Consider the following 20,616-nt stretch of genomic DNA (forward strand, 5'->3'; position numbering starts at 1 on the left):
GCGCCACAGCTCGCTTGACCTAGCCCGCGGTGCCTCGGGTCTTACGGAGCACGATCGAATCTGGTGAATGCCAGAGCAGATCCGGCCATCAGAGATGATGATGTCTGAGGAACTCGTCCCGATCGACCATCCCGAAATACCCGGCGATTGCGAAATCTTTGAAATCCTCATCGATGGCAAATCTGCTGGCTTCGTGCTGATCGGACCGGATGGCACGAACACCCTGCAGCGTCCTGAACAAGCGCTCGGGATTGCTACCAGGATCACTCAGCAGGGACCAAAGCCTGGTATTTGGCTCCATTGCGATATCGACGAGCGTTTTCGAGTTCTTCGGTGCCTTTAATTGCGATTGCGGCGTGTTGTAAAATGAGCGGGTGATCCAGGTCGCGTCGGCTGACTGGCCGCTCCTCGGCCTCAAGCTTTATCCAAGCCTCTCTGATCGAGCTCAATCGACCGAGCTCCGCTTGGACCGTTAAATCAGTTGAGCGTGCCACGCGTTGATAATGCTGCAGACACCGATCCAGCCCTCGCGTGTCTCCCATGGCTTCCGCCAGCTGCATGGCGCCCAAGAAGTGCCCGCCCTCGATCGCCCGATGTCCTTCCTGACGGAGGACCTCATTGATCAGCGACTAAATCACCGGCGAAAAGAGACCGCTTTCATTCCGCGACCAAACTGATTGTTGGTTCTGGCTGGCCGCTCCATGTCATCCGGTAGACGTTGCCTTGCGCGACCGACTGGACCGCGTGCGGAAAAAGCGCGACCAGACAGGTCCCGCCGGGCTTCCGGACGGATGGATAGATGATCCCGTTCAGGCCGCGTGCCCTGGCGGCGTCCGCCAGCGCATTGCCAACCGGATACCCGATAGTCTTTTCCGGGTTCAAGGATTGGTGGTTCGGATGGGCCCGGAGGTCTACGAACTCGCCAGCGAAGCTCGCGAACATCTCGGCGTATTCGACCGTAGCGTTGAAATCGCCAGCCGCCGCCAGAAACTCAGTCAGGTGGAATTTGACCTCCGCCAGGCTGGTCGCGACATCAAACCCGGCATACCAGGCACCACGGCCGGCCCCATTGAAGCGGTTCGGTTCGCGCGGTTTGGCATAGGCGAAGGAGGCGTTGATGAAGTGCGCATGCGGGACGCCGTAAACGAGTTCGTGCGATTGCACCTCACCTGCCCCGCGGGCCTGCGCAATTCGTCTGTTACTCGTGGTGCCTTCGATCTCGCTCAACGCGTCCAGTTCGGATTCATCGACGAGATCGAGCAACACGGACTCGCGAAGCCGAGCGGTCGCTACAAGGCGAACGGTCCGCTCGATCGCTTCGCGACCGATCTTCAACCCATCAAGCATTGATCAGAGGCCGCCGCGAATCGCATCCACGTAGCGGCGTGTCTCGAGCATGAGCGGAATGCCGCCTTCGATCATGGCATCGACCGGGGACCGACGCTGGAAGATCGGACCGCTGTTTACGAGCTTCGGCCAGCGGACGGACATGTCGTCGGCAAAAAGAAGCCGGAGACCTTTGTGAATACCAATTGCGGCCGACGCTCGTGTGAGCTGATCCTGCGAGAGCGGTTGGTCCCAAGAGCCACGCTTGATGCGGTCCCAGGTGCTTTCGGACACGCCGAGGAGCATGGCGGCCTCGGCATTAGTCAGCTTCCAATGCTCGACGATCTTCCGGAATGCCTTGATGGCGATTGGGGAGAGTCGCTCGCGATCAGGCGCCGTCGTGAACGTCTGCACATCGACAGGCGTTGCCGCGCCTGGTGCTCCGAATGTTGCAGCTTGAGCCATGATCACCTTCCTCGATACCAGACAGAAGTATCGTCAAATGGTGCGACGTCAAGCGTCATTTGACGACTAAAGAGTCGTTGGTACCCAGGTCGGACATTTCCGCGCTCGCGGGCCTGCAGGCTGCGGAGCAGGATAATCGATTTATTTCATTTAAAACAATGTCTTAGGGGAGCTGGAGCGGGTAGAGGGAATCGAACCCTCGTATTCAGCTTGGAAGGCTGCTGCTCTACCATTGAGCTATACCCGCATGCCGCGTCAGGTAACACGTTGTGCCGGGGGTCTCAACCTCTCCGCGGGGGACAATCCCCAAGCCTTACCGCCTTGTCGTTGCCCGGCTTGACCGGGCAATCCAGTAAACTCTGGCCGCGCGGATGAAAACGCTGCGCTGGTGCTTACTCCCGCTTTCGCGGGGATGAAAAATGGTGTGCGCGGCGAAAAAATTCCTATTTTGTTCTTGACGAATTTCCGCAAAGGATTATTGTCTCTGTCGTCCGGCCTCGATGAGAGGGGCGAGCGCGATCGTCACGTTCGCGGGGCTGGATGCGGTGGACGCCAAGGTTTGGGCGTTGCGCGGTGCTCTGAAGACGTTCGCCTGCGGGCGGGACGGACCCTTGCCGACATGTTGTTGGCGCGGAGACGTCTCACTTTTGGACGAACCGATGAGGAGCTCCCGTGACGAGACGACCCTTGCGGCGGCGTCCGGCGAGGTTGTTTTGCGGCCCGGCCCCCATGGGGCCATGCCAACACCGCATGCGGAACGTCGGACACTTTGCTCGATCATTCCGAAAGTCCTGATGCATTCCCCTTGCGGACGACCGCATCGGCATCAGGCACCAAGGGTGCATCGGGCACCCGGCGTTCCGCACGCCCTCTTTCCAGAGGGGGCGAAGGGAATGCTCACAACTCGGGCGCGTCAGCGCCGCGAGAACGCGATCGCATGATTGAAGATATGACGGGGCTGTTTGACATGTGGATCAGGCAACGACGCGCTGGGGCGTGTGATCTCCCTCCCCCAAGCGGCGCAGCCGCGCAGTGGGGAAAGCACCCCACCCGTCTCGAAGCTCGCTGAACGCTCGCTTCTCACCACCCTCCCCGTCGCTGCGCTCCGAGGAGGGAAACCAGGAACGCCGCTCCCGAGGGGAAAAGAAAATCACCAGGTCGCGAGAACCGAGCCCTTGAACTTCTCGTCGATGAAGGCCTTCACCTCGGGCGACTGATAGCTCTCCACCAGCGTCTTCACCCACGGCTTGTCCTTGTCGGCCGCGCGCACCGCGATAACGTTCGCGTATGGGCCCTTCGGATCCTCGCGCAGGATCGCATCCTTCACCGGATCGAGGCCGGCCTGCGAAGCATAATTGGTGTTGATCCCTGCGACATCCACATCCGGCAGCGTTCGCGGCAGCTGCGCGGCGTCGACTTCGACGATCTTCAGCTTCTTCGGATTGTCGGTGATGTCGAGCAAGGTCGGCTTGAAGCCGACGCCGTCCTTCAGCTTGATAACGCCCTTGTCGCGCAGCAGGATCAGCACGCGGCCGCCATTGGTCGGATCGTTCGGGATCGCCAGGGTGGCGCCGGACTTCACCTCGTCCCAGCTCTTCACCTTCTTCGAATAGATGCCCATCGGGAAGTTGATGGTGTTGGCCACCGAGACGATCTTGAACTTGCGATCGGCCACCTGGTTGTCGAGATAGGGCTGATGCTGGAACGAATTGGCCTGCAGGTCGCCGGCTTCCAGCGCCGCGTTCGGCACCACGTAATCGGAGAATTCGACGATCTGGATGTCGAGGCCCTTCTTGGCGGCGACGGCCTTGGCGGCTTCCAGCACCTGCGCATGCGGGCCCGGCGTGACGCCGACCTTGATGGTCTCGGCCGACGCGGCGGAGGTGAAGGCAGCAAGAGCGACGGCCGAGAGAAGGAGACGACGGAGTGACATACTGTTTTCCATTGTGAAGAAACGAATGAGCAGGCGCGTATCCGCAGCTGCTCAGGATTTTCGCGTACGCTTGTCGAGGCGGCGCGAGATGAAATCGCCCAGGCTCTGCACGCCCTGCACGAGGCAGATCAGCACGGCGACCACCGTCGCCATCACCTCCGGCATGAAGCGCTGATAGCCGTAGCGGATGCCGAGATCGCCGAGCCCGCCGCCGCCGACGGCGCCGACCATGGCGGAGTAGCCGATCAGGCTGACGGTCGCGAGCGTCAGCGCCAGCGTCACTGCCGGCATGGCTTCGGGCAACAGCACCTTCCACACGATCTGCAGCGGCGAGGCGCCGAAGGCACGCGCGGCCTCGACCAGCCCCTGGTCGACTTCGCGGATCGCGCCTTCGATGACGCGGGCGATGAACGGCGTCGCTGCAATGGTCAGCGGCACCACGGCGGCGCTGGTGCCGATGGAAGTGCCGGCGATCAGCCGCGTCAGCGGCACGATGGCAACGACGAGAATGATGAAGGGCGTCGAACGCGTGGCATTGACGACGAGGCCGATGAGACGATTGACGTTCGGCGCCGGGAACAGCTCACCGGTACGGCTGGTCGCCAGGAAGATGCCGAGCGGCAGGCCGGCCAGCGTGCCGAAAATGCCGGCCAGCGCCACCATCACCAGCGTGTCGAGCGTCGACGACGCGATCATGTTGATGAGTTCAGGCGACATAGCCGAGATGCTCCACAGTGTTGCGGGTCGACGTGAGATCGGCGATCAGCTTCGCCTGCAGCTCCGGCTCGGCGGCGACGGACGCGATCAGCGTGCCGAACGGATGATCGGCGACATATTCGATCTGGCCGTGCATGATGTTGAAGTCGACGCCGTAAGCACGCGTGAGCCGCGACAGCACGGGCTCGTCGGCATCGGCGCCGGTGAAGGCGATGCGGATGACGGCCTGACGGCCGGGCGCATAATCGGCGAGCAGCTTAGCCTGCAGCCATTCCGGCACATTGCCGCCGGTGACTTCGCCGACGAAGCGTTTTGTCGTGGCATGCTGCGGCTTGGAGAAGATCTCGTAGGTCGTCCCCTGCTCGATGATCCGGCCGCCCTCCATTACGGCGACACGCTGGGCCAGTTTCTTCACCACGGACATTTCATGGGTGATGAAGAGAATGGTGAGATTGAGCTCCGCATTGATCTGCTTGAGCAGCGCGATGATCTGCGCGGTGGTCTCCGGATCGAGCGCCGAGGTCGCCTCGTCCGACAGCAGCACTTTCGGCTTGGTGGCGAGCGCACGCGCGATGCCGACGCGCTGCTTCTGGCCGCCGGAGAGTTCGGCTGGATAGCGGTCGCGCTTGTCGGCAAGGCCGACCATGTCCAGCAGCGGCGTGACGATGCCGGGAATGTCCTTGCGCGGCGTGCCTGCAATTTCGAGCGGGAGCGCGATGTTGTCGAAGGCGGTGCGCGACGACAGCAGGTTGAAATGCTGGAAGATCATGCCGATGGAGCGACGTGCCTGACGCAGCGCCTTCTCATCCAGCGCGCCGATATCGAGACCGTCGACCGTGACCTTGCCCTTGGTCGGCTGTTCGAGCCCGTTGATGAGACGGATGAGCGTCGACTTGCCGGCGCCGCTCTTGCCGATGACGCCGACAATGGCGCCTTCAGGCACCACGAGATCGATGTCGTCGACCGCCTTCACCTCGGCGGAGTCTTTTCTGGGCGGGAAAATCTTGCTGACGCCATCGAAGGAAATGATGGCACGCCCCTTTTGCTCAAGATCTGGCTGATCGAGAACTGGCACGGGCACTCCAGTCGGCTTGGACACGGGAGCGTTCATTAGAATGACGTTTCTGTGCAGATGTGAAGATCGGGGCCGGCCTGAAAGGCACTGGCGCCGTGGCGGCAACCTACTGATTTTCGAGCGCAATTCAACCGCACCGCACAAAAAGTGAATTTTTCACCCGAATTTCGGCGGTATGGAGAATAAAATTCCCAAACTGGCGCACTTTCCAGTGCGCCAGCCTTTTGGAGGACAGTTGCGGGTCAGGACCCCTGCTTCCATTCCCACACGATGTCCTTCACCTGCACCGGCTTGGGGATGAGGCCGAGCTTGAAGAACCGGTCCGCGGTTTGCTGCTGGGTGGCGATGATCTTCTCGTTGATCGGGACCACATTGTATTCGGAGCGCTCCACCGCCTTCGTCGTCGCCGCTTTGTCGACACCGGTCGCCTCCTGCAAGCGCACCGCGATTTCAGCACGATTGGCGCCGCCCCACTTGCCTTCCTCGGCAAATGTCTTGTTGAGCAGCGCGACGATGTCGCCGTGCTTGCCGGCAAAATCCTTGTTGGCCAGGAAGAAGGAATTGGATTCCTGCACATCCTTCGAGAAGGCGACGACCCGGGCTCCCTTGATTTCCGCGAGCGACAGATAGGGATCCCAGATCGACCACGCATCGATATTGCCACCGGCAAAGGCGGCGACCGCATCGGCCGGGCCGAGATAGACCGGCGTGATGTCGGCATAGATCAGGCCCGCCTTCTCCAGCGCGGCGATGATCGTGTTATGCGCGCTCGATCCCTTGCCGAAACCGACTTTCTTGCCCTTCAGATCGGCCAGCGTCTTGATCGGTGAACTGTCGGGAACGACGATACCCTGATTGAATCCGACCGACGGCACGGCCGCCACATAAAGCAGGTTCGCGCGGGCCGCCTGCGCGAAGATCGGCGGTGCATCACCGGTATAGCCGAAATCCACATTGCCGGTGTTGATGGCCTCCAGGATCGGCGGCCCGAACTGGAACTCAACCCATCTGACGTCGATCCCCCTCGCCTTGAACACCTTCTCCAGCGTGCCGCGCTGCTTCACCGCGGGGAAGATGCCAGCCTTCTGGAAGCCGATGCGGATTTCCTTCGGCTGCTCCGCCGCCGGCGCCTTGCTGGTGAATTGCGATAGCAGCAGCGTGACGGCGATGGTGGCCAGCACGACACGTCTCGACTTCGACATGGACATTTTGCTCCGTTGGCGTCCGCACCCAATGCGCTGACGTGATAGCGAAACGCTACGCGCGATCGCGAAGATTGTGCTTTCAAAGGTGAGCGGCGCTCGGCAAGATTTGCGATCCGGTGCCCCGCATGGAGAGCAGCTTTCATCTCCGCGTGCAGAAAATTATTCCGTTGCAAAGGACGGCTGCGCGCCGCTCAGAGAAGGTTCGGCTCCGCGCCCGGCCCTCCGCAGAATACCTGTATCGCCGCGCCGATAACTACAGTTTGCCATTTCATTGACTGGAACCGGCCGCTCTCCCACCTTTGCACATCGCAATTTGATACTTGCAAAGCGGCATCACCATGCTCCCGATCCTTCTCTCACATTTCCTCAATCGCTATCTGCGCCGCCGTACCCGCGCACTGCAGATGGCCGCGCTCGCGACCATGCTGTCGACCTCCTTCGCTTGCGCGCAGACCTCGGACACGGTGCGTATCGGCTATCAGAAATCTTCGACGCTGATCGCCGTGCTGAAAACGAATGGCGAGCTGGAGAAAGCGCTGGCGCCGCTCGACGTGAAAATCGCCTGGCACGAATTCACCAGCGGCTTGCCGCTGCTCGAGGCCATCAACACCGGCAATGTCGATTTCGGCGCCGATGTCGCCGACACCGTTCCGCTGTTCGCGCAGGCCGCCGGGGCCAAGCTCGCTTATGTCGCCGAGGAAGCCGCCTCGCCCGCGGCACAGGCGATCGTGGTTCCGGCGGAATCGCCGCTCAAGACGCTCGCCGATCTCAAGGGCAAGAAGGTCGCAGTCACCAAGGGCGCCGGCAGTCATTTCCTGCTGCTCGCTGCGCTCAGCAAGGCCGGGCTGAATTTCAAGGACATCACGCCGGCCTATCTGCCCCCCGCCGATGGCCGCATCGCTTTCGTCGGCGGCAATGTCGATGCCTGGGTGGCGTGGGACCCGTTCCTCACCAGCGTGCAGCGCCAGAGCAATGCGCGCGTGCTCGCCGACGGCTCGGGCGGGCTCGCCAGCTACAAGCGCTATTATCTCTCATCGGCTGCCTATGCGGATAAGCGCGGCGACGTGCTGAACGCCATCTACAAGAAGCTCGAAGAGACCGGAAAATGGGTGAAGGCCGAGCCGAAGGAAGCCGCAAAGCTGCTCTCCGGTCTGTGGGGCATCGACACCGCCACCGTCGAGGAAGCCAACAGCCATCGCTCCTACAAGGTCGGTACGGTCACCAAAGCCGGCCTGTCCGAACAGCAGACCATCGCCGACGCCTTCTTCAACGAAAAGCTGATCCCCGTGAAGGTCGATGCAGCCGACGTGAAGATCTGGTCGCCGAAATAATCCTCCCTACCGAAAGCTGACACGATGAAGTCCCTCCTCTCGGCGATCGCCGCCGCTGCCATCACGCTTGCTCCTTTCTCCGGCGCGCTCGCTCAATCGCCTGCCAAGACCGAGATCAAGGTCGGATTCGTCCCCGGGCCCTATATCGACGGCTTCAAGGCCGGCGTGGAACCGGAACTGAAGAAGAAGGGCTACACGGTCAAATACTACGAATTCTCCACCGGCCTCGAAGCCAACACGGCGGTGTTCAAGAACGACATCGACGCCAATGTGATGCAGCACACGGTGTTCCTGAATTCCTACAACGACCGCCAGAAAACCGACCTGACCGGCATCATCACCGTGCCGACCCCGCCGATGGGCCTGTACTCGACCAAGCACAAGAAGGCCGAAGACGTGAAGGCCGGCGCCACCGTCGTGGTGCCGAACGACCCGGTGAACCTGCAGCGCGCGCTGTGGATCCTGCGCGATCTTGGCTGGATCGAGATCAAGGACAATAACCCGGTCGATGTCACCGAGCTCGACGTGGTGAAGAACAACAAGGGCATCAAGATCGTGCCGCTGGAAAACGCCCAGGCCCCGCGCGCGCTCGGCGACGCCGACTTCGCCGCCGTGCAGGGCAACTTTGCCATCTATAGCGGGCTGAAGCTGACCGAGGCCTTTGCGCTCGAAAAGATGACCAAGCCCTATACCAACGTGGTCGCCGTCCGCCGCGGCAATGCGGAGGCGCCGTGGGCCAAGGACATCGTCGCAGCCTATCAGTCCGACACGTTCAAGAACGCGATCCGCAACGACAAGTTCTATGCGGGATTCACGCTACCGGAATACTTTAACTAGCGCTCTCCCGCAGGGCGGATGAGCCAACGGGTCGCGCGAAGCGCGCCCGATGATAAACTCAGCGTAGTCCGCTGCGGAGTTCGTTGGACACTCGGCGGCGGATTACGGCTTCGCCTCATTCGCCCTGCGGTCGATGTTCGCCCTGGCCTGATTTGACTCTCGGCGCCGCTCGGCTACGCTTTCCCGCGGACATCACGAGATGTTCGTGGAAGCGAGGATATGAGCACGCGGATCGCAATCGCATTGCTGGGTTTGTGCGCGTTAACCACATCGGCGACCGCCCAGACTGCCTCAACATCTGCGTCGTCAGGCTTCGAGATCGCTGCCCGCTCCCGTGGTACACCGGACATTCCCGGCCTCAACATGATCTGGTTACGGCCATGGACGGATCTCCGGCTCGCCCGCGACTGGCGCTACATCGTGGTACATCAGTCGGAAGGTGCGGTCGGCTCGGCCTGGCGGAACGCCGTCGCGCAAATGCAGAAGCCCGATCGCCGCGGCGTCGCCATCTGGGTCGAAACCGACGGCACGGTCTATTGGTCGACGCCGGAATGGGCGGTGCCGAACCATCTCAACCGTGGCAACCGCAACGACAACAAGTATATCGACAATTCATCGACCTATCAGCAGATCGACAACGAAAGCACGATCGGCGTCGAATTCGTCGGCAACTATCCCAATGTCCGCAAGCCGCCGACCGAGGCACAGATCGCTGCATGGCGCGTGCTCGTCCGCGTGCTGCAGGCGCGCTACGACATTCCGAGCGAACGCGTCTTCGCGCATAACTGGATCGACTACAAGGACCGCCGTTATTGCGAAGGTTGCGAGCTCGCGCGGATTGCAAGAACGCAGGGCGTCGAAACCGCGCAGCAGGTGGAGAAGAGACAGTAGCTAACAGCCCTCACCACCCCTCATCCTGAGGAGCCGCGCAAAGCGCGGCGTCTCGAAGGATGGCCGCGCACGCAAAAGCCAGGCCCTTCATGGTTCGAGACGCGCGCCGCGTGGCGCGCTCCTCGCCATGAAGGTGGAGCGGGGACGATTAAGTCCCTACCCTCAGCGCCGCACCCTGCTTGCGCAGCAGCGCGATCACCGACAGCGCGGTAATACGGCCCGTCTTCGGATTCTCCGACGGAATGTTCTCGATCTGCATCGAGAAGCGCGCGGAATCGGAATCCACCTCGACACGGTGAACGTTGCGGGTCAGGGCCGGATCGGCCCAGATCTGCAACGTGGTCGCATCCGGCCCGACGCCCGCCAGCGACAATGCCACGGCGACATTGAGATTGGCCGGAAAGCCCTTCGCAGCCTCGCGTGCAGTACCTTCGAAAATCTTCAGCGGCTCACTGATGCTGTCGATGTCGATCTTGTTCTCGACGATATAGGGCGCACCTGCGAGCCCCTTCACCGGCTTGCGCGTCACCATCTTTACCGAATTGATCTTGCCCTCGGCTGCGGCGGTGACGGCATCGAGGCCGATCAAAGCGCCGGTCGGCACGACGATCTGCCCGCCATGGGCCTTGGCGAGTCCGATGAGATCGTCATTGAACAGCAGCGCCCCGGCGCTCAGCACGATGGCGGTCTTGCCCTTGGTCACGAACGGGCGAACGATGTCAGGCAGCAAGCTGGCCGGCGCGCATTCGATCACGATATCGGCCACCGCCTCGAGGTCCGCGATGGGCAATACCGGCGGTACCTTGCTGAGCTTCGACAAAAAGGCCGCGTGTTTGTCCGGATTCTGCACGGCGATGGCCGCAAGCGACAGGCCAGCAATGCCCTGGTCGAGCGCTTCGACCACCTTCTGCCCGATCCCGCCCAGACCAACCACGGCGACGCGCGCCCTTGATGCCGTTTCCATGCCCATCACTGCCATCCCGCTTCACGCTGACGTTATCGCCTCTCACGTTCCTTTTGTCGCAGCTGCAGCCGAATGTCCAATGCAGCCATGCTGAGGCCTCATGTCCCCTGTCATTGCGGCGAGCCCGCCGCTATCTCTCGGCCAGCCGCTACCACAGGAGTTGCAGTGTCCCATCGTTTCACGCGCCGTCATCTCGTCGGAGGCGCCGGCGCCCTCGCCGCAGGCCTCGCCATCCCAACAGCCGAGGCGCAAGAGGCGGCAAATGCACAACCGGGCGGCAATCTGCGTTCCTTCCCGCAAGGCTTCGTCTGGGGCACCGCGACTTCCGCCTATCAGATCGAAGGCGCCATCGATGCCGAAGGCCGCGGCCGTTCGATCTGGGACACCTATACGCGCCTGCCGAACAAGATCCGCGATCGCAGCAATGGCGACCGTGCCGTTGAGCATTTCCAGCGCTACAAGGAAGACGTCGCACTGATGAAGGAGCTGGGCACCACGGCCTATCGCTTCTCCATCGCCTGGCCGCGCGTGTTTCCCGATGGCACCGGCTCCCCCAATCCGAAAGGCCTCGATTTCTACAATCGCCTGATAGACGAACTGCTCGGTAGCGGCATCACGCCCTATGCGACGCTTTATCACTGGGACATGCCTCAGGCGCTGCAGGATCGCCGCGGAGGCTGGGCCTCGCGCGAGACATCGAAGGCATTCGGCGACTATGCGGGCTATGTCGCCCAACGCATCACCGATCGCGTGAAGCACATCTTCACCATCAATGAATGCGCGACCTTCGTGGATTTCGGCTACGGCATCGGCCCGATCGAACTCGCGCCAGGCATCAAGTCGACACAGAAGGAGCTCAACCAGATCCGCCATCACGTCGCGCTCGGCCACGGTCTTGCCGTGCAGGCGATCCGCGCACAGGGCCGCGCCGGCACCGAAGTGGGACCAGCCGAAAATCTCGCTTCCTGCATCCCGGTCGTCGAGACGCCCGAACATATCCGCGCCTCGGAAATCGCCACGCGCGAGATGAATGGCGGCTATCTCACGCCCATCATGGAAGGCCGCTACACCGATGCCTTCCTCACTTATGCCGGCGCCAACGCGCCTACCTTTACCGACGAAGACCTGAAGATCATCGGCTCTCCCGTCGATTTTCTCGGCCTCAACATCTACATGCCGCAGCACTACGTCGCGGCGCCCGCGGATGCCTCCGGTTTTGCGCTGGTGCCGACGTCGGCCTCGTTCCCGCGGATGGACTCCGACTGGCTGCGAGTCGGGCCGGAGGCGATGTATTGGGCGCCGCGGAATGTGGCCAAGCTCTGGAACGTGAAGAAGATCTTCATCACGGAAAACGGTGCGTCATGCGCCGACAAGCCGGCGCCCGATGGTCGCATCTTCGATCTCGACCGCATCATGTATCTGCGCGCCTATCTCACGCAGCTGCAGCGCGCGACCTCCGAAGGTGTGCCCGTGCAGGGCTACTTTCACTGGAGCCTGATGGACAACTTCGAATGGATCGACGGATATGAAAAGCGGTTTGGCCTGTATCACGTCGACTTCAACACGCAGAAGCGCACACCGAAGCTGAGTGCGGAGTTCTATCGCAAGCTGATCGCGGGGAATGCGCTGGTCTGACTCGTCGTTCCGGGGCGCGCGAAGCGCGAACCCGGAATGACAGGTTGGGGCTACAGCAGCTTTCCATCCGCCCCGAAGAACGGATGCGGGCCGGCGAACTCGCCGATCGGCACCTGATGGGTAACGAGGTGGCCGCCCTCGCCGTCCGGAAACCAGACATGCAGATGAAACGCCGGCGGCTCGACGCGGAACGACGGCGGACGGAGTTCAGCGAGATCGAGATCCACTGCATGGTTCGGCGCCGGACAGATCGTCGCCGCGGTTCCGGCGAAGATCGTCAGCGTCGCGCGGTGGACATGGCCGGCGGCGACGATGCGCACGCGCGGATGCTTGCGGACGATATCGGCGAGATCGTCCGCGTTATGCAGGTCCTGCACATCCATGTGCGCGATGCCGGTACGGAACGGCGGGTGATGCAGGAACAGCAGCGCGGGCCGATCCCTCGACGAGCCCAGCGTGGCATCGAGCCAGTCGAGCGTCGCCGGCTCCAGCGTGCCATAGGGCTTGCCGGGTACATGAGAATCCAGCAGCAGCACATCCAGCGGCCCGACGGTGCGCGCCTGATCGAGCGGACCCGATGCGTGCGCGTACGCGAAGTCGGGAAACGCCGCGCGCATCATGTCGCGCGCGTCATGATTACCGGGCACGCCGATGAACGGAATTTTCAGCGGCGCCAAGAGCCGCCACAGATGTTCGTATTCGCCCGGCGTCGGCGTGTCGACGAGATCGCCGGAGATGACGACCAGATCAGGCCGCGGATCGAGCGCGTTGAGTTCGGCGACGCAGCGCTCCAGCGCCTTGGCGGTATCGACCTTGTTATAGGCGAGCTCGCCCGGCGCCTTGATGTGAAGGTCGGACATCTGGGCAATGAGGATCGGCTTCGACATCAATCTTCTTTCGGCAACACGCGCACGGCATCCGGCGCGATCTGCAGGCCGACGCGGTCCCCTGCCCGCACATTGATCCTGTTCGGCGCGTCCACCGTCAATGGCCGGTTCGCCGCACCGGTCACGATGACACGCTGGCGGTCGCCGATGAAGCTGACGCTCTCGACATTGCCGCGCAGAAACGCGTCGCCTTCGGAGACGATACCGATGGTTTCCGGGCGGATCACCGCCACCGCTGCGGCCGTGTCGACCACATCGTTGAGCGCGAGCCAGCCGCCGGGCAACGCCAGCCGCCCGCCCGCGACCGGCCCCTCGATAATGTTGGCAGCGCCGACGAATTCGGCGACGAAGCGATTCTGCGGCTCGAAATAGACTTCGCGCGGCGTGCCTATCTGGGCGATGGCGCCCTTGCGCATCACCACGATGCGGTCGCCAAGCTCCATGGCCTCGGCCTGATCGTGGGTCACATAGATCGCGGTGATGCCAAGCTCACGCAGCAATCGGTTGAGCTCGCTGCGCAGGCGGTCGCGCAGCGAGGCATCGAGCGCAGTCAGCGGCTCGTCGAGCAGCAGCACGCGCGGACGGACCGCGACCGCACGTGCGAGCGCCACGCGCTGACGCTGGCCGCCGGACAACTGGTCGATGCGGCGGTTTTCAAGCCCGCCGATATTGGTGAGCGCCACCATCTCGGCGACGCGCGCTTCGCGCTCCGCCTTGCCGACGCCGCGGATCTTGAGGCCATAGCCGATATTGTCGGCCACGGTCATGTTAGGAAACAGCGCATAGGACTGGAACACCATGCCTACATGACGCTGCTCGATGGGCGTCGTCGTCACGTCGTTCTTGTCGAACAGGATGCGACCGCCCGCGTCGGGCGTCTCGAGGCCGGCGATGATGCGCAGCATCGTGGTCTTGCCGCAGCCGGAGGGGCCGAGCAGCACCAGCGTCTCGCCGGCGACGATATCGAGCGAGGCCGGCGACAGCGCTTGCGTGCCGTCCGGAAAAGTCTTGCCGCAATTGACGACATGCACGGCGGCGCCGTGCGAGATGGTGCTATTCATCGGCTCTGGCTCTTGTCGGCAAACATCTGCATCGCCACCAGCAAGGGCACGATCATGATCAAGAAGATCAGTGTGTAGGCGGAGGCGACTTCCAGCCGCATGGACGCATAGCTGTCGGCGAGACCGACGGGCAGCGTCTTGGTCAGCGGCGTGTGCAGCATCCAGGTCAGGTTGAACTCGCCGAGCGACAGCGTGATCACCATCAGCGATCCCGCGAGAATGCCGGGCATCGCGTTGAGTACGATCACATTGCGGAAGCGCGTCCACGGCGATGCACCGAGCGAGGCCGCGCCCTCGTCCAGCGTCTTTATGTCCACCGAGGCGAACACGGCCATCACCGAGCGCACCATGAAGGGCATGGTGAAGACCACATGGCCGGCGAGGATGAACAGCCACGATTGCCGGAAGGCGCCGAAGCTTCCATAGGTTAGCAGCAGCGCCAGCGCGATGGCCAGGCCGGGGATCGCCAGCGGGAGCGTGATGATCTCCTCGATCACCCGCGACAGCCGCCCGCCCCGCACATGAAGCGCATAAGCGGCGGGCACCCCGACGACCAGCGTCACGATCAGCGTCGCGAAGGCGATCAGGAATGACAGGCCGATTTCGCCCTTGTAGAGACCCCAGACCTGCGCCACCCATTGCAGCGTAACACCGGACTGGATGCCGCGGAAGTAATTGACCGTGACGCCGGCCGAGATCGACAGGATCACAGGTACGACGAGGAAGGCCGCGACCAGCAATGTGAAGCCGAGTTGTCCCGCAAAGATCAGGCGATCGCGCATGTCCTCACCCCGCCGCGGCGACGGCGCCGCCGGTCATGCTGCGCGCCAGCGCGAGGATCGCCCAGGCGACGACGCCAAGGCCGATGGAGAGCGCCGCCGAGATCGCGAAATTCGCAGCCAGCGTGAACTCGGTATAGATCAGCATCGGAAGTACATCGATATTCGTGGCAAGCGTGAAAGCCGTTCCGAACGCACCCATTGCGGTCGCAAAGGCGATCGCACCGGACGCGACGAAGGCCGGGACCAGCGCCGGCAGCACCACATCGCGCTGCACCTCCCACGGACTGGCGCCCAGCGAGCGCGCGGCCTCCTCCAAGCCCATATCGAGCTTCTGCACCGCCGCCATGATGGTGAGGATCACCCGCGGGATCGAAAAATAGAGATAGCCGAGAAACAGGCCGAAAATCGAATAGGCGAACACCACCTTCTCGCCGGACAGCACCAGTGTGATCGCGCCGACAATCCCCTGGCGACCGGCGAGCAGAATAATGAGGAAGCCGACAACGACACCCGGAAAAGCGAGCGGAAAGGTCAGCATCGCGATCAGCACGGTACGGCCGGGGAAGCGATGGCGCTGCAGGAACAGGCCGGCGATGGTGGCAATGACGAGCGTGGCAATCGTCGTCGCCGCGGCGAGCACCACCGTATTGATCAGCGTGGCGCGATAGCGTGGCTCGGTCAGGATCGCGAGATAGGCACCGACGCCGCGCGGTCCATCGGCGCCGACGGCGACCAGTTGCGCCATCGGCAGAACGAAGAAGGCTGCCGTCACCACCACGAGCGGCAGCAGGCAGAGGGAGATGAAATTACGGTGTGACATCGAGAGGAAACCTGCGGCCATCCTTCGAGATGCCCGCTACGCGGGCTCCTCAGGATGAGGGCGGAGTATAGCGCTATGGAAGACCCTCATGGTGAGGAGCCCGCGCAGCGGGCGTCTCGAACCATGCAGGCCGAGCGCTATCCTCATCCATGCGCTTCCCTGCATCAACGGACTTCGGCGAGATAGCGGTCGCTGAACGCCTTCTGGGCCAGCTCCATCTTGCCCCAGTCCACGCTCCTTGCGCGGGCATATTCGCTGTCGGGCAGGAATTTGGCTTTCACCGCGTCCGGCAGATCGATCTTGCGGGCCGGACGAAGGTAAGCATTGGTCCAGATCGCCTGGCCCTTGTCGGACAGCAGGTAGTCCATCACCTTCTTGGCCTTGTCCTTGTGCGGCGCGTTCTTCACGAGACCGACCACATAGGGAAAGACGACGGTGCCCTCGCAGGGAATCACGAATTCGAAATTGCCCTTCTCGGAATACTTGGCGCGATAGGCGTTGAAGTCATAATCGAGCAGGACCGGCATCTCGCCGGAAACGACACGGGCGTAAGACGTCTGCTTCGGCACCATGGCGTCGTTCTTCTTCAGCTCCTTGAAAAAGGCGATGGCCGGATCGAAGTTGGTGTCCGAACCACCGAGCGCCAGATTGGCAGCGACGGCACCGACATAGCCGACCGCAGCCGAAGTCGGATCGAGATATCCGACCATGCCCCGGTAGTCGGGCTTGGCGAGATCCTTCCAGCACTTCGGCACCGGCTTGCCGCCGAGTGCGTCCTTGTTGACGAAGAAGCCGAGCGTACCCGAATGGATCGTGGTCCAGTAGCCTTCGGCATCCTTCAGGCCGGCATCGACCTGATCCCAGCCGACAGGCTTGTAGGGCTCAAGCGCATCCTGGGTCTTGGCCTTCATGCCGAAGGTCACGCCGAAATAGCCGATATCGCCGACCGGATTGGCCTTTTCCGCCAGGATCTGCGCGAGCGCCTGCCCGGAATTCTTGTTGTCATGCGGCATGTCGATATCGAGGTCGGCCTTGACAGCCTTGATCATCGACGCCCAGTCCGCCCATTCCGGCGGGCAGTTGTAGCAGATCACATCGGCCGCGCGGGCCGGCTGCGTCACGGCAACGACTGCCAGCGCGGAAAGGGCAAACAATAGGCGGGCGGGTTTCACGGCGATCGTCTCCATCCTGGCGCGGGCATCGTGCCGGCGCGGCTAAGGCGTGAGGGGAATGCGTGCCGCCCCACTATAGGCCGCTCATGAAACTTTTGCGACAAAGCTAACCCGCAGCGCGTTTGTGCACGGCCATGTTCACTCGGCCGTTCAGCGATACCTTCGCTATCGACATCGCCGGTTGCGGATGATCAGATTGTCTATCTGAATCAGGGTGCTTCAGCTTGACCGAGACGACCGAACGCGACCGCGGGCTGCTGAGCCTGATCGATCGGCTGGTGAAACGGCCAAACACCGGCTCGGCAACGAAGCCGTTGGACGCCGCCACCGACGACGGAGCGCGCGAAGGGCTCGATCCTGTCGTTCCCGAAGCGAAGGCACCGGTTTCGCTCGAACCGCAAATCGCCGTCGAAAGCACGCGCGATGTGACCCGCATCGAACTCGCCGATCTCATCGTCAAGGCACTGAAGGCCAGCGAAGGATATCCGGACAGCGGCTTCGAGATCACCGTCTATGGCGCGCATCCCTGGAATGCCATGCTACGCATCACCCCTGCCGCCGGCGCCGTGAATGCCGAGACGTGGCGCGACCGCCTGCAGGCGGTCGTGTTGCTGTTCCGCGACCGGTACGAAATCAAGGAAGACACCGACGCCTGAGGCGTCTGTCCCACCCGAGGCTATTTGCCGCCGCCGATATTGCCGCCTTCGATATGGCCGAGCGAGTTATTGCCGAAGGCCGAATTGCCGTTGTTGCCCTGCATGGAAGCGCCATAGCCGGGATAATACCGCGTCCCGCGCATCATACCGTAAGAGCCATAGGCGGGCCCGCGCTGATAACCGTAACCACCGCCGTAGTGGTGGCCGTAGTGATACGAATGGTAGCCCCGCTTGATTTTTTTCGCGGACGCCGCCGTTGTGACGAAACTGGCGGCCAACAGGACAGCCGTTGTGATTGCCAATACTCTCTTCATGGTGCTTCACCTTCCCTGATTGAGGGAAAACGCCGCACACGCCTTCCCGTTCCGGAACGGCCGGTGCGGCAACGAGGATCACCACCCCTGTCCGGCCGCGTCAGACCGTCGCCTCACGCTCGACCGCGCGCAGCCGAACAAAGGCGGCCCAAGCCGCGCGGAAATCCGGCCCTGCGGCATCGATGGTCAACAAGGCCCGCTCGGCGTTGCGGATGTCGTCCACCGAGGGACGCGTCTTCGCGGCATCGGCCTTGTGCAGCGCCCAGCGTTGCTCGACATCCCTTGCCAACGCCAGGGCATCGGCATTGCTGAGCTTCGGTCCCGGCCTGGACAGTTCGTGGTCCGGCGGGAACGCCGGCCATGCTGCCGGCGGCTTGTCCTGCCGCCTTTCGGTCTCGTCGGGGATCGTCGGTTTGGCCGCAGCCGTTTTGAATGGTCCCCCCGCCTGACCGACCGCGGGCGCAGTCTGCTGCCCCGAAAAATGCTGTAGTTGCTGCTGCATGGTGCCGCCGACGCCGCCCGTACTCGCATGGGACGAACCACCCGCGAGACTCGACAGCACCGTCGTATCGGCGCCCGGCAAAGCTTTCTGGATGGTCTTTACGGCCGCGATCGCACCCGGCGAAACGGTGCCCCGCTTCTGAGCGATCTTCTCTTCCTCGTCCGTCACCGGACAGACGCGATAGGCATCGTGCCGCTGCGCGATGGAGCCGTCGTCATCGATCCGGGCGAAGTCGATCGCCACGGTGTAGACGAAGGCCCGGGGGTCGGCATAAGCGCCGGTGCGGTCCTTGGCCCGCACGCTGCCGCAGACATATTTCTTGCCGTCGGCCTCGACCGAGCGCAACCCGTCGAATTCCGCCGACGATGGATTGAGCAGCAGCCGCGACACGGCGGTGCGGGCCTTGGACTGATTGGTGGTCAGCACCGCGTCGATCACCTTTTCCGGCTTGATGAAAGACGGTTGATAATAAAATACCGACGCGGTGGCGAAAAAGATGGTGCCTATGCCGCCTGCGATCGTGGCTGCTGCCAAATTCATCTGCGCCCCGCCCTGTCCCTCGGAGCGTCATGCCCCGACCACGGCCTTTTGTCCGGGGTCATCGAGAAATCCCCGCCACGGTCATAGCTGACGGGTCTCTAGAGTTGGTTACCGCGATGACGACAATTGCGGGTTGGCCTTCGGTAAGACGCCACGCGAGCGTAAGGTCCGAAGGGATCTCAACGACATGCGGCGCCTCATCGCGCCGGACCGGCGATCCCGGTAACAATTTCCTCACCATAGAATTCGAATGGCAGCGCGGTTGTCCAGTGCTAAGAGGTGTTGGGCGTATTACGGGTCAACTCCAGATCATTTCATTGCCTCGTGTCATGTTTCTCGATCAGCACTCCCTTTTCATTGCCATCGGCGTATCCTGCACCGCGCTCGCATTTACCTTGCTTGCGACCTGGATAGTTGCACGCTCGGAGACCTATCTGCTGACCTGGTCCACGGGGCTGACGCTGACCGTTCTGGCACTGTTGTTCTATCTCGGCATCGAACGCTACGACCCGATCTACCAACTCGTGTCCTTCCTTCTGCTGATCCTCGGCTTCAGCCTGATCTATCGGGGCACCATCCAGTTCTGCACAAATCGATCGAGCTGGACGTTGACGATCGCCGCGACGATGCTTGGGCTGGTGCCGACGACCCTGGCTTTCACAACGGGCTACACCGGCGTCGGCACCGCCTCCGCCAACTTCGCGATCGCCCTGCTGACAACGCTTGCGGCACATCAATACTGGAGCGCGCGTGCGGAAGCGCCGCTGCTGATGATCACCAATGCGCTGCTTTACCTGGTCACAGCCCTATCCTTTGCCGCATGCGGTTATGTGTTGCTTGACCAGGGTCAGTATGTGCTCACCGCGCGCCCCTCGAACTGGGCAGAGGAATTCAACTCGCTCATGGTGATTGTCGGCCTCACCGGCATCGGCGCCCTGTCGCTCACCATCAATCAGATTCGCACAGCCAACCGACACAAGTCGGATGCCATGACCGATCCGCTGACCGGTCTGCTCAATCGCCGCGCCTTGTTCGACGACCGCACGCATGAAGTGCCGCCGAACACGGCCATCCTGTTGATGGATCTCGATCACTTCAAGGCGATCAACGACAAGTTCGGCCATGCCGCCGGCGACCGCGTCCTGCGCGTTTTCGCCGAAGTGATTTTCTCCAATATCCGCGCGCACGACGTCGCGGCCCGCCTCGGCGGCGAGGAGTTCTGCATCCTTCTGCAGTCCTCAAGCCCGAAATCAGCATCGTCGGTCGCCGAACGCATTCGCGCCACGTTCGAAGGACTCGCATTCCAGACCCCGGACGGCACCATCAACGCGACGGTGAGCGTAGGAGTCGCGATCCTCTCATCCGAACCGGAAACATTGCAAAGTTTGCTCGATCGCGCCGACGCCGCGCTCTACCGCGCCAAGGCCGATGGCCGCAACCGCGTCCATATTTCGGATTTTCACCTGGCGGCGTAATGGGCGTCGAGGATCGGCGGCAGCACGC

Annotated in this window: 21 protein-coding genes and 1 tRNA gene; 7 read left to right on the forward strand and 15 right to left on the reverse strand. The window is 62.4% G+C overall.

The window, feature by feature from the left end:
* Positions 1-67: 67 nt before the first annotated feature.
* Entirely contained in the window at positions 68-343 is a 276-nt protein-coding gene (locus E0H22_RS17190; RefSeq protein WP_233022212.1) for a hypothetical protein, read from the forward strand.
* Positions 344-657: 314 nt separating this feature from the next.
* Here the strand turns inward: E0H22_RS17190 and E0H22_RS17195 are convergent, their stop codons facing one another.
* The 7 genes from E0H22_RS17195 to E0H22_RS17225 all read right to left on the reverse strand — a co-directional run bounded on the left by E0H22_RS17195 (position 658) and on the right by E0H22_RS17225 (position 6,718).
* Entirely contained in the window at positions 658-1,266 is a 609-nt protein-coding gene (locus tag E0H22_RS17195) for an RES family NAD+ phosphorylase (RefSeq protein ID WP_233026405.1), read from the reverse strand.
* Positions 1,267-1,350: 84 nt separating this feature from the next.
* Positions 1,351-1,740, reverse strand: a complete 390-nt coding sequence (locus E0H22_RS17200; protein ID WP_233022213.1) for an antitoxin Xre-like helix-turn-helix domain-containing protein — start codon at positions 1,738-1,740, stop codon at positions 1,351-1,353.
* 224 nt (positions 1,741-1,964) lie between these two features.
* Positions 1,965-2,038 (reverse strand) — tRNA-Gly (locus tag E0H22_RS17205).
* Between the two features lie 903 nt (positions 2,039-2,941).
* Positions 2,942-3,736: a MetQ/NlpA family ABC transporter substrate-binding protein gene (locus E0H22_RS17210; RefSeq protein WP_233022214.1), complete on the reverse strand. Its 795-nt coding sequence runs from the start codon at positions 3,734-3,736 to the stop codon at positions 2,942-2,944.
* A 39-nt stretch (positions 3,737-3,775) separates the two neighbouring features.
* Positions 3,776-4,441, reverse strand: coding sequence for a methionine ABC transporter permease (locus tag E0H22_RS17215; RefSeq protein WP_233022215.1), 666 nt, complete (start codon positions 4,439-4,441; stop codon positions 3,776-3,778).
* On the reverse strand, positions 4,431-5,552 hold the full coding sequence (locus tag E0H22_RS17220; RefSeq protein ID WP_430715164.1) for a methionine ABC transporter ATP-binding protein: 1,122 nt from the start codon (positions 5,550-5,552) through the stop codon (positions 4,431-4,433). Before E0H22_RS17220 ends, E0H22_RS17215 begins: the two co-directional genes overlap by 11 nt.
* Before the next feature lie 206 nt (positions 5,553-5,758).
* Positions 5,759-6,718 carry an aliphatic sulfonate ABC transporter substrate-binding protein gene (locus E0H22_RS17225; RefSeq protein WP_233022216.1) on the reverse strand — a complete coding sequence of 320 codons (960 nt, stop codon included), beginning with the start codon at positions 6,716-6,718 and terminating at the stop codon, positions 5,759-5,761.
* Positions 6,719-7,059: 341 nt separating this feature from the next.
* On the opposite strand from E0H22_RS17225, the gene E0H22_RS17230 reads away from it, so the two are divergent.
* From E0H22_RS17230 to E0H22_RS17240, 3 genes are all read left to right on the forward strand, one after another.
* Positions 7,060-8,052, forward strand: a complete 993-nt coding sequence (locus E0H22_RS17230; RefSeq protein ID WP_430715165.1) for an aliphatic sulfonate ABC transporter substrate-binding protein — start codon at positions 7,060-7,062, stop codon at positions 8,050-8,052.
* 24 nt (positions 8,053-8,076) lie between these two features.
* Complete coding sequence (locus tag E0H22_RS17235) at positions 8,077-8,889, forward strand: MetQ/NlpA family ABC transporter substrate-binding protein (protein ID WP_233022217.1); 813 nt, start codon at positions 8,077-8,079, stop codon at positions 8,887-8,889.
* A gap of 219 nt (positions 8,890-9,108) precedes the next feature.
* Positions 9,109-9,780, forward strand: a complete 672-nt coding sequence (locus tag E0H22_RS17240) for a peptidoglycan recognition protein family protein (protein WP_233022218.1) — start codon at positions 9,109-9,111, stop codon at positions 9,778-9,780.
* 148 nt (positions 9,781-9,928) lie between these two features.
* Here E0H22_RS17240 and E0H22_RS17245 read toward each other — a convergent pair whose 3' ends face one another.
* Positions 9,929-10,750, reverse strand: a complete 822-nt coding sequence (locus E0H22_RS17245) for an aspartate dehydrogenase (protein ID WP_233022219.1) — start codon at positions 10,748-10,750, stop codon at positions 9,929-9,931.
* Positions 10,751-10,909: 159 nt separating this feature from the next.
* Here E0H22_RS17245 and E0H22_RS17250 point away from each other — a divergent pair, with 159 nt between their 5' ends.
* Positions 10,910-12,379: a GH1 family beta-glucosidase gene (locus E0H22_RS17250; protein ID WP_233022220.1), complete on the forward strand. Its 1,470-nt coding sequence runs from the start codon at positions 10,910-10,912 to the stop codon at positions 12,377-12,379.
* Positions 12,380-12,429: 50 nt separating this feature from the next.
* Here the strand turns inward: E0H22_RS17250 and E0H22_RS17255 are convergent, their stop codons facing one another.
* From E0H22_RS17255 to E0H22_RS17275, 5 genes are all read right to left on the reverse strand, one after another.
* Positions 12,430-13,269, reverse strand: a complete 840-nt coding sequence (locus E0H22_RS17255; protein WP_233022221.1) for a phosphodiesterase — start codon at positions 13,267-13,269, stop codon at positions 12,430-12,432.
* A complete protein-coding gene (locus tag E0H22_RS17260) occupies positions 13,266-14,327 on the reverse strand; it encodes an ABC transporter ATP-binding protein (protein WP_233022222.1) in 1,062 nt (353 codons plus the stop codon). The genes E0H22_RS17255 and E0H22_RS17260 overlap by 4 nt, the downstream gene beginning before the upstream one ends.
* On the reverse strand, positions 14,324-15,109 hold the full coding sequence (locus E0H22_RS17265) for an ABC transporter permease (RefSeq protein ID WP_233022223.1): 786 nt from the start codon (positions 15,107-15,109) through the stop codon (positions 14,324-14,326). Before E0H22_RS17265 ends, E0H22_RS17260 begins: the two co-directional genes overlap by 4 nt.
* Before the next feature lie 4 nt (positions 15,110-15,113).
* Positions 15,114-15,929, reverse strand: coding sequence for an ABC transporter permease (locus tag E0H22_RS17270; RefSeq protein ID WP_233022224.1), 816 nt, complete (start codon positions 15,927-15,929; stop codon positions 15,114-15,116).
* Positions 15,930-16,093: 164 nt separating this feature from the next.
* Positions 16,094-17,101: an ABC transporter substrate-binding protein gene (locus E0H22_RS17275; protein ID WP_233022225.1), complete on the reverse strand. Its 1,008-nt coding sequence runs from the start codon at positions 17,099-17,101 to the stop codon at positions 16,094-16,096.
* Between the two features lie 224 nt (positions 17,102-17,325).
* Between E0H22_RS17275 and E0H22_RS17280 the strand changes: the two genes are divergently transcribed.
* On the forward strand, positions 17,326-17,757 hold the full coding sequence (locus E0H22_RS17280) for a hypothetical protein (protein WP_233022226.1): 432 nt from the start codon (positions 17,326-17,328) through the stop codon (positions 17,755-17,757).
* A gap of 20 nt (positions 17,758-17,777) precedes the next feature.
* Here the strand turns inward: E0H22_RS17280 and E0H22_RS17285 are convergent, their stop codons facing one another.
* On the reverse strand, positions 17,778-18,071 hold the full coding sequence (locus E0H22_RS17285) for a hypothetical protein (RefSeq protein ID WP_233022227.1): 294 nt from the start codon (positions 18,069-18,071) through the stop codon (positions 17,778-17,780).
* A 100-nt stretch (positions 18,072-18,171) separates the two neighbouring features.
* The gene (locus E0H22_RS17290; protein WP_233022228.1) at positions 18,172-19,113 is read right to left on the reverse strand and encodes a hypothetical protein; all 942 of its coding nucleotides are present in this window, start codon (positions 19,111-19,113) and stop codon (positions 18,172-18,174) included.
* A gap of 317 nt (positions 19,114-19,430) precedes the next feature.
* Between E0H22_RS17290 and E0H22_RS17295 the strand changes: the two genes are divergently transcribed.
* The gene (locus E0H22_RS17295; protein WP_233022229.1) at positions 19,431-20,588 is read left to right on the forward strand and encodes a GGDEF domain-containing protein; all 1,158 of its coding nucleotides are present in this window, start codon (positions 19,431-19,433) and stop codon (positions 20,586-20,588) included.
* The last annotated feature ends 28 nt before the right edge of the window (positions 20,589-20,616 follow it).

The sequence above is a fragment of the Rhodopseudomonas boonkerdii genome (genome assembly GCF_021184025.1).
In the GTDB taxonomy this organism is placed as follows: domain Bacteria; phylum Pseudomonadota; class Alphaproteobacteria; order Rhizobiales; family Xanthobacteraceae; genus Tardiphaga; species Tardiphaga boonkerdii.

Coding starts and splice junctions, on each gene's coding strand:
- E0H22_RS17190 (WP_233022212.1), top strand. CDS start 68: ATGCCAGAGCAGATCCGGCCATCAGAGATGATGATGTCTGAGGAACTC.
- E0H22_RS17210 (WP_233022214.1), bottom strand. CDS start 3,736: ATGGAAAACAGTATGTCACTCCGTCGTCTCCTTCTCTCGGCCGTCGCT.
- E0H22_RS17215 (WP_233022215.1), bottom strand. CDS start 4,441: ATGTCGCCTGAACTCATCAACATGATCGCGTCGTCGACGCTCGACACG.
- E0H22_RS17220 (WP_430715164.1), bottom strand. CDS start 5,552: ATGAACGCTCCCGTGTCCAAGCCGACTGGAGTGCCCGTGCCAGTTCTC.
- E0H22_RS17225 (WP_233022216.1), bottom strand. CDS start 6,718: ATGTCGAAGTCGAGACGTGTCGTGCTGGCCACCATCGCCGTCACGCTG.
- E0H22_RS17230 (WP_430715165.1), top strand. CDS start 7,060: ATGCTCCCGATCCTTCTCTCACATTTCCTCAATCGCTATCTGCGCCGC.
- E0H22_RS17235 (WP_233022217.1), top strand. CDS start 8,077: ATGAAGTCCCTCCTCTCGGCGATCGCCGCCGCTGCCATCACGCTTGCT.
- E0H22_RS17240 (WP_233022218.1), top strand. CDS start 9,109: ATGAGCACGCGGATCGCAATCGCATTGCTGGGTTTGTGCGCGTTAACC.
- E0H22_RS17245 (WP_233022219.1), bottom strand. CDS start 10,750: ATGGGCATGGAAACGGCATCAAGGGCGCGCGTCGCCGTGGTTGGTCTG.
- E0H22_RS17260 (WP_233022222.1), bottom strand. CDS start 14,327: ATGAATAGCACCATCTCGCACGGCGCCGCCGTGCATGTCGTCAATTGC.
- E0H22_RS17265 (WP_233022223.1), bottom strand. CDS start 15,109: ATGCGCGATCGCCTGATCTTTGCGGGACAACTCGGCTTCACATTGCTG.
- E0H22_RS17270 (WP_233022224.1), bottom strand. CDS start 15,929: ATGTCACACCGTAATTTCATCTCCCTCTGCCTGCTGCCGCTCGTGGTG.
- E0H22_RS17285 (WP_233022227.1), bottom strand. CDS start 18,071: ATGAAGAGAGTATTGGCAATCACAACGGCTGTCCTGTTGGCCGCCAGT.
- E0H22_RS17290 (WP_233022228.1), bottom strand. CDS start 19,113: ATGAATTTGGCAGCAGCCACGATCGCAGGCGGCATAGGCACCATCTTT.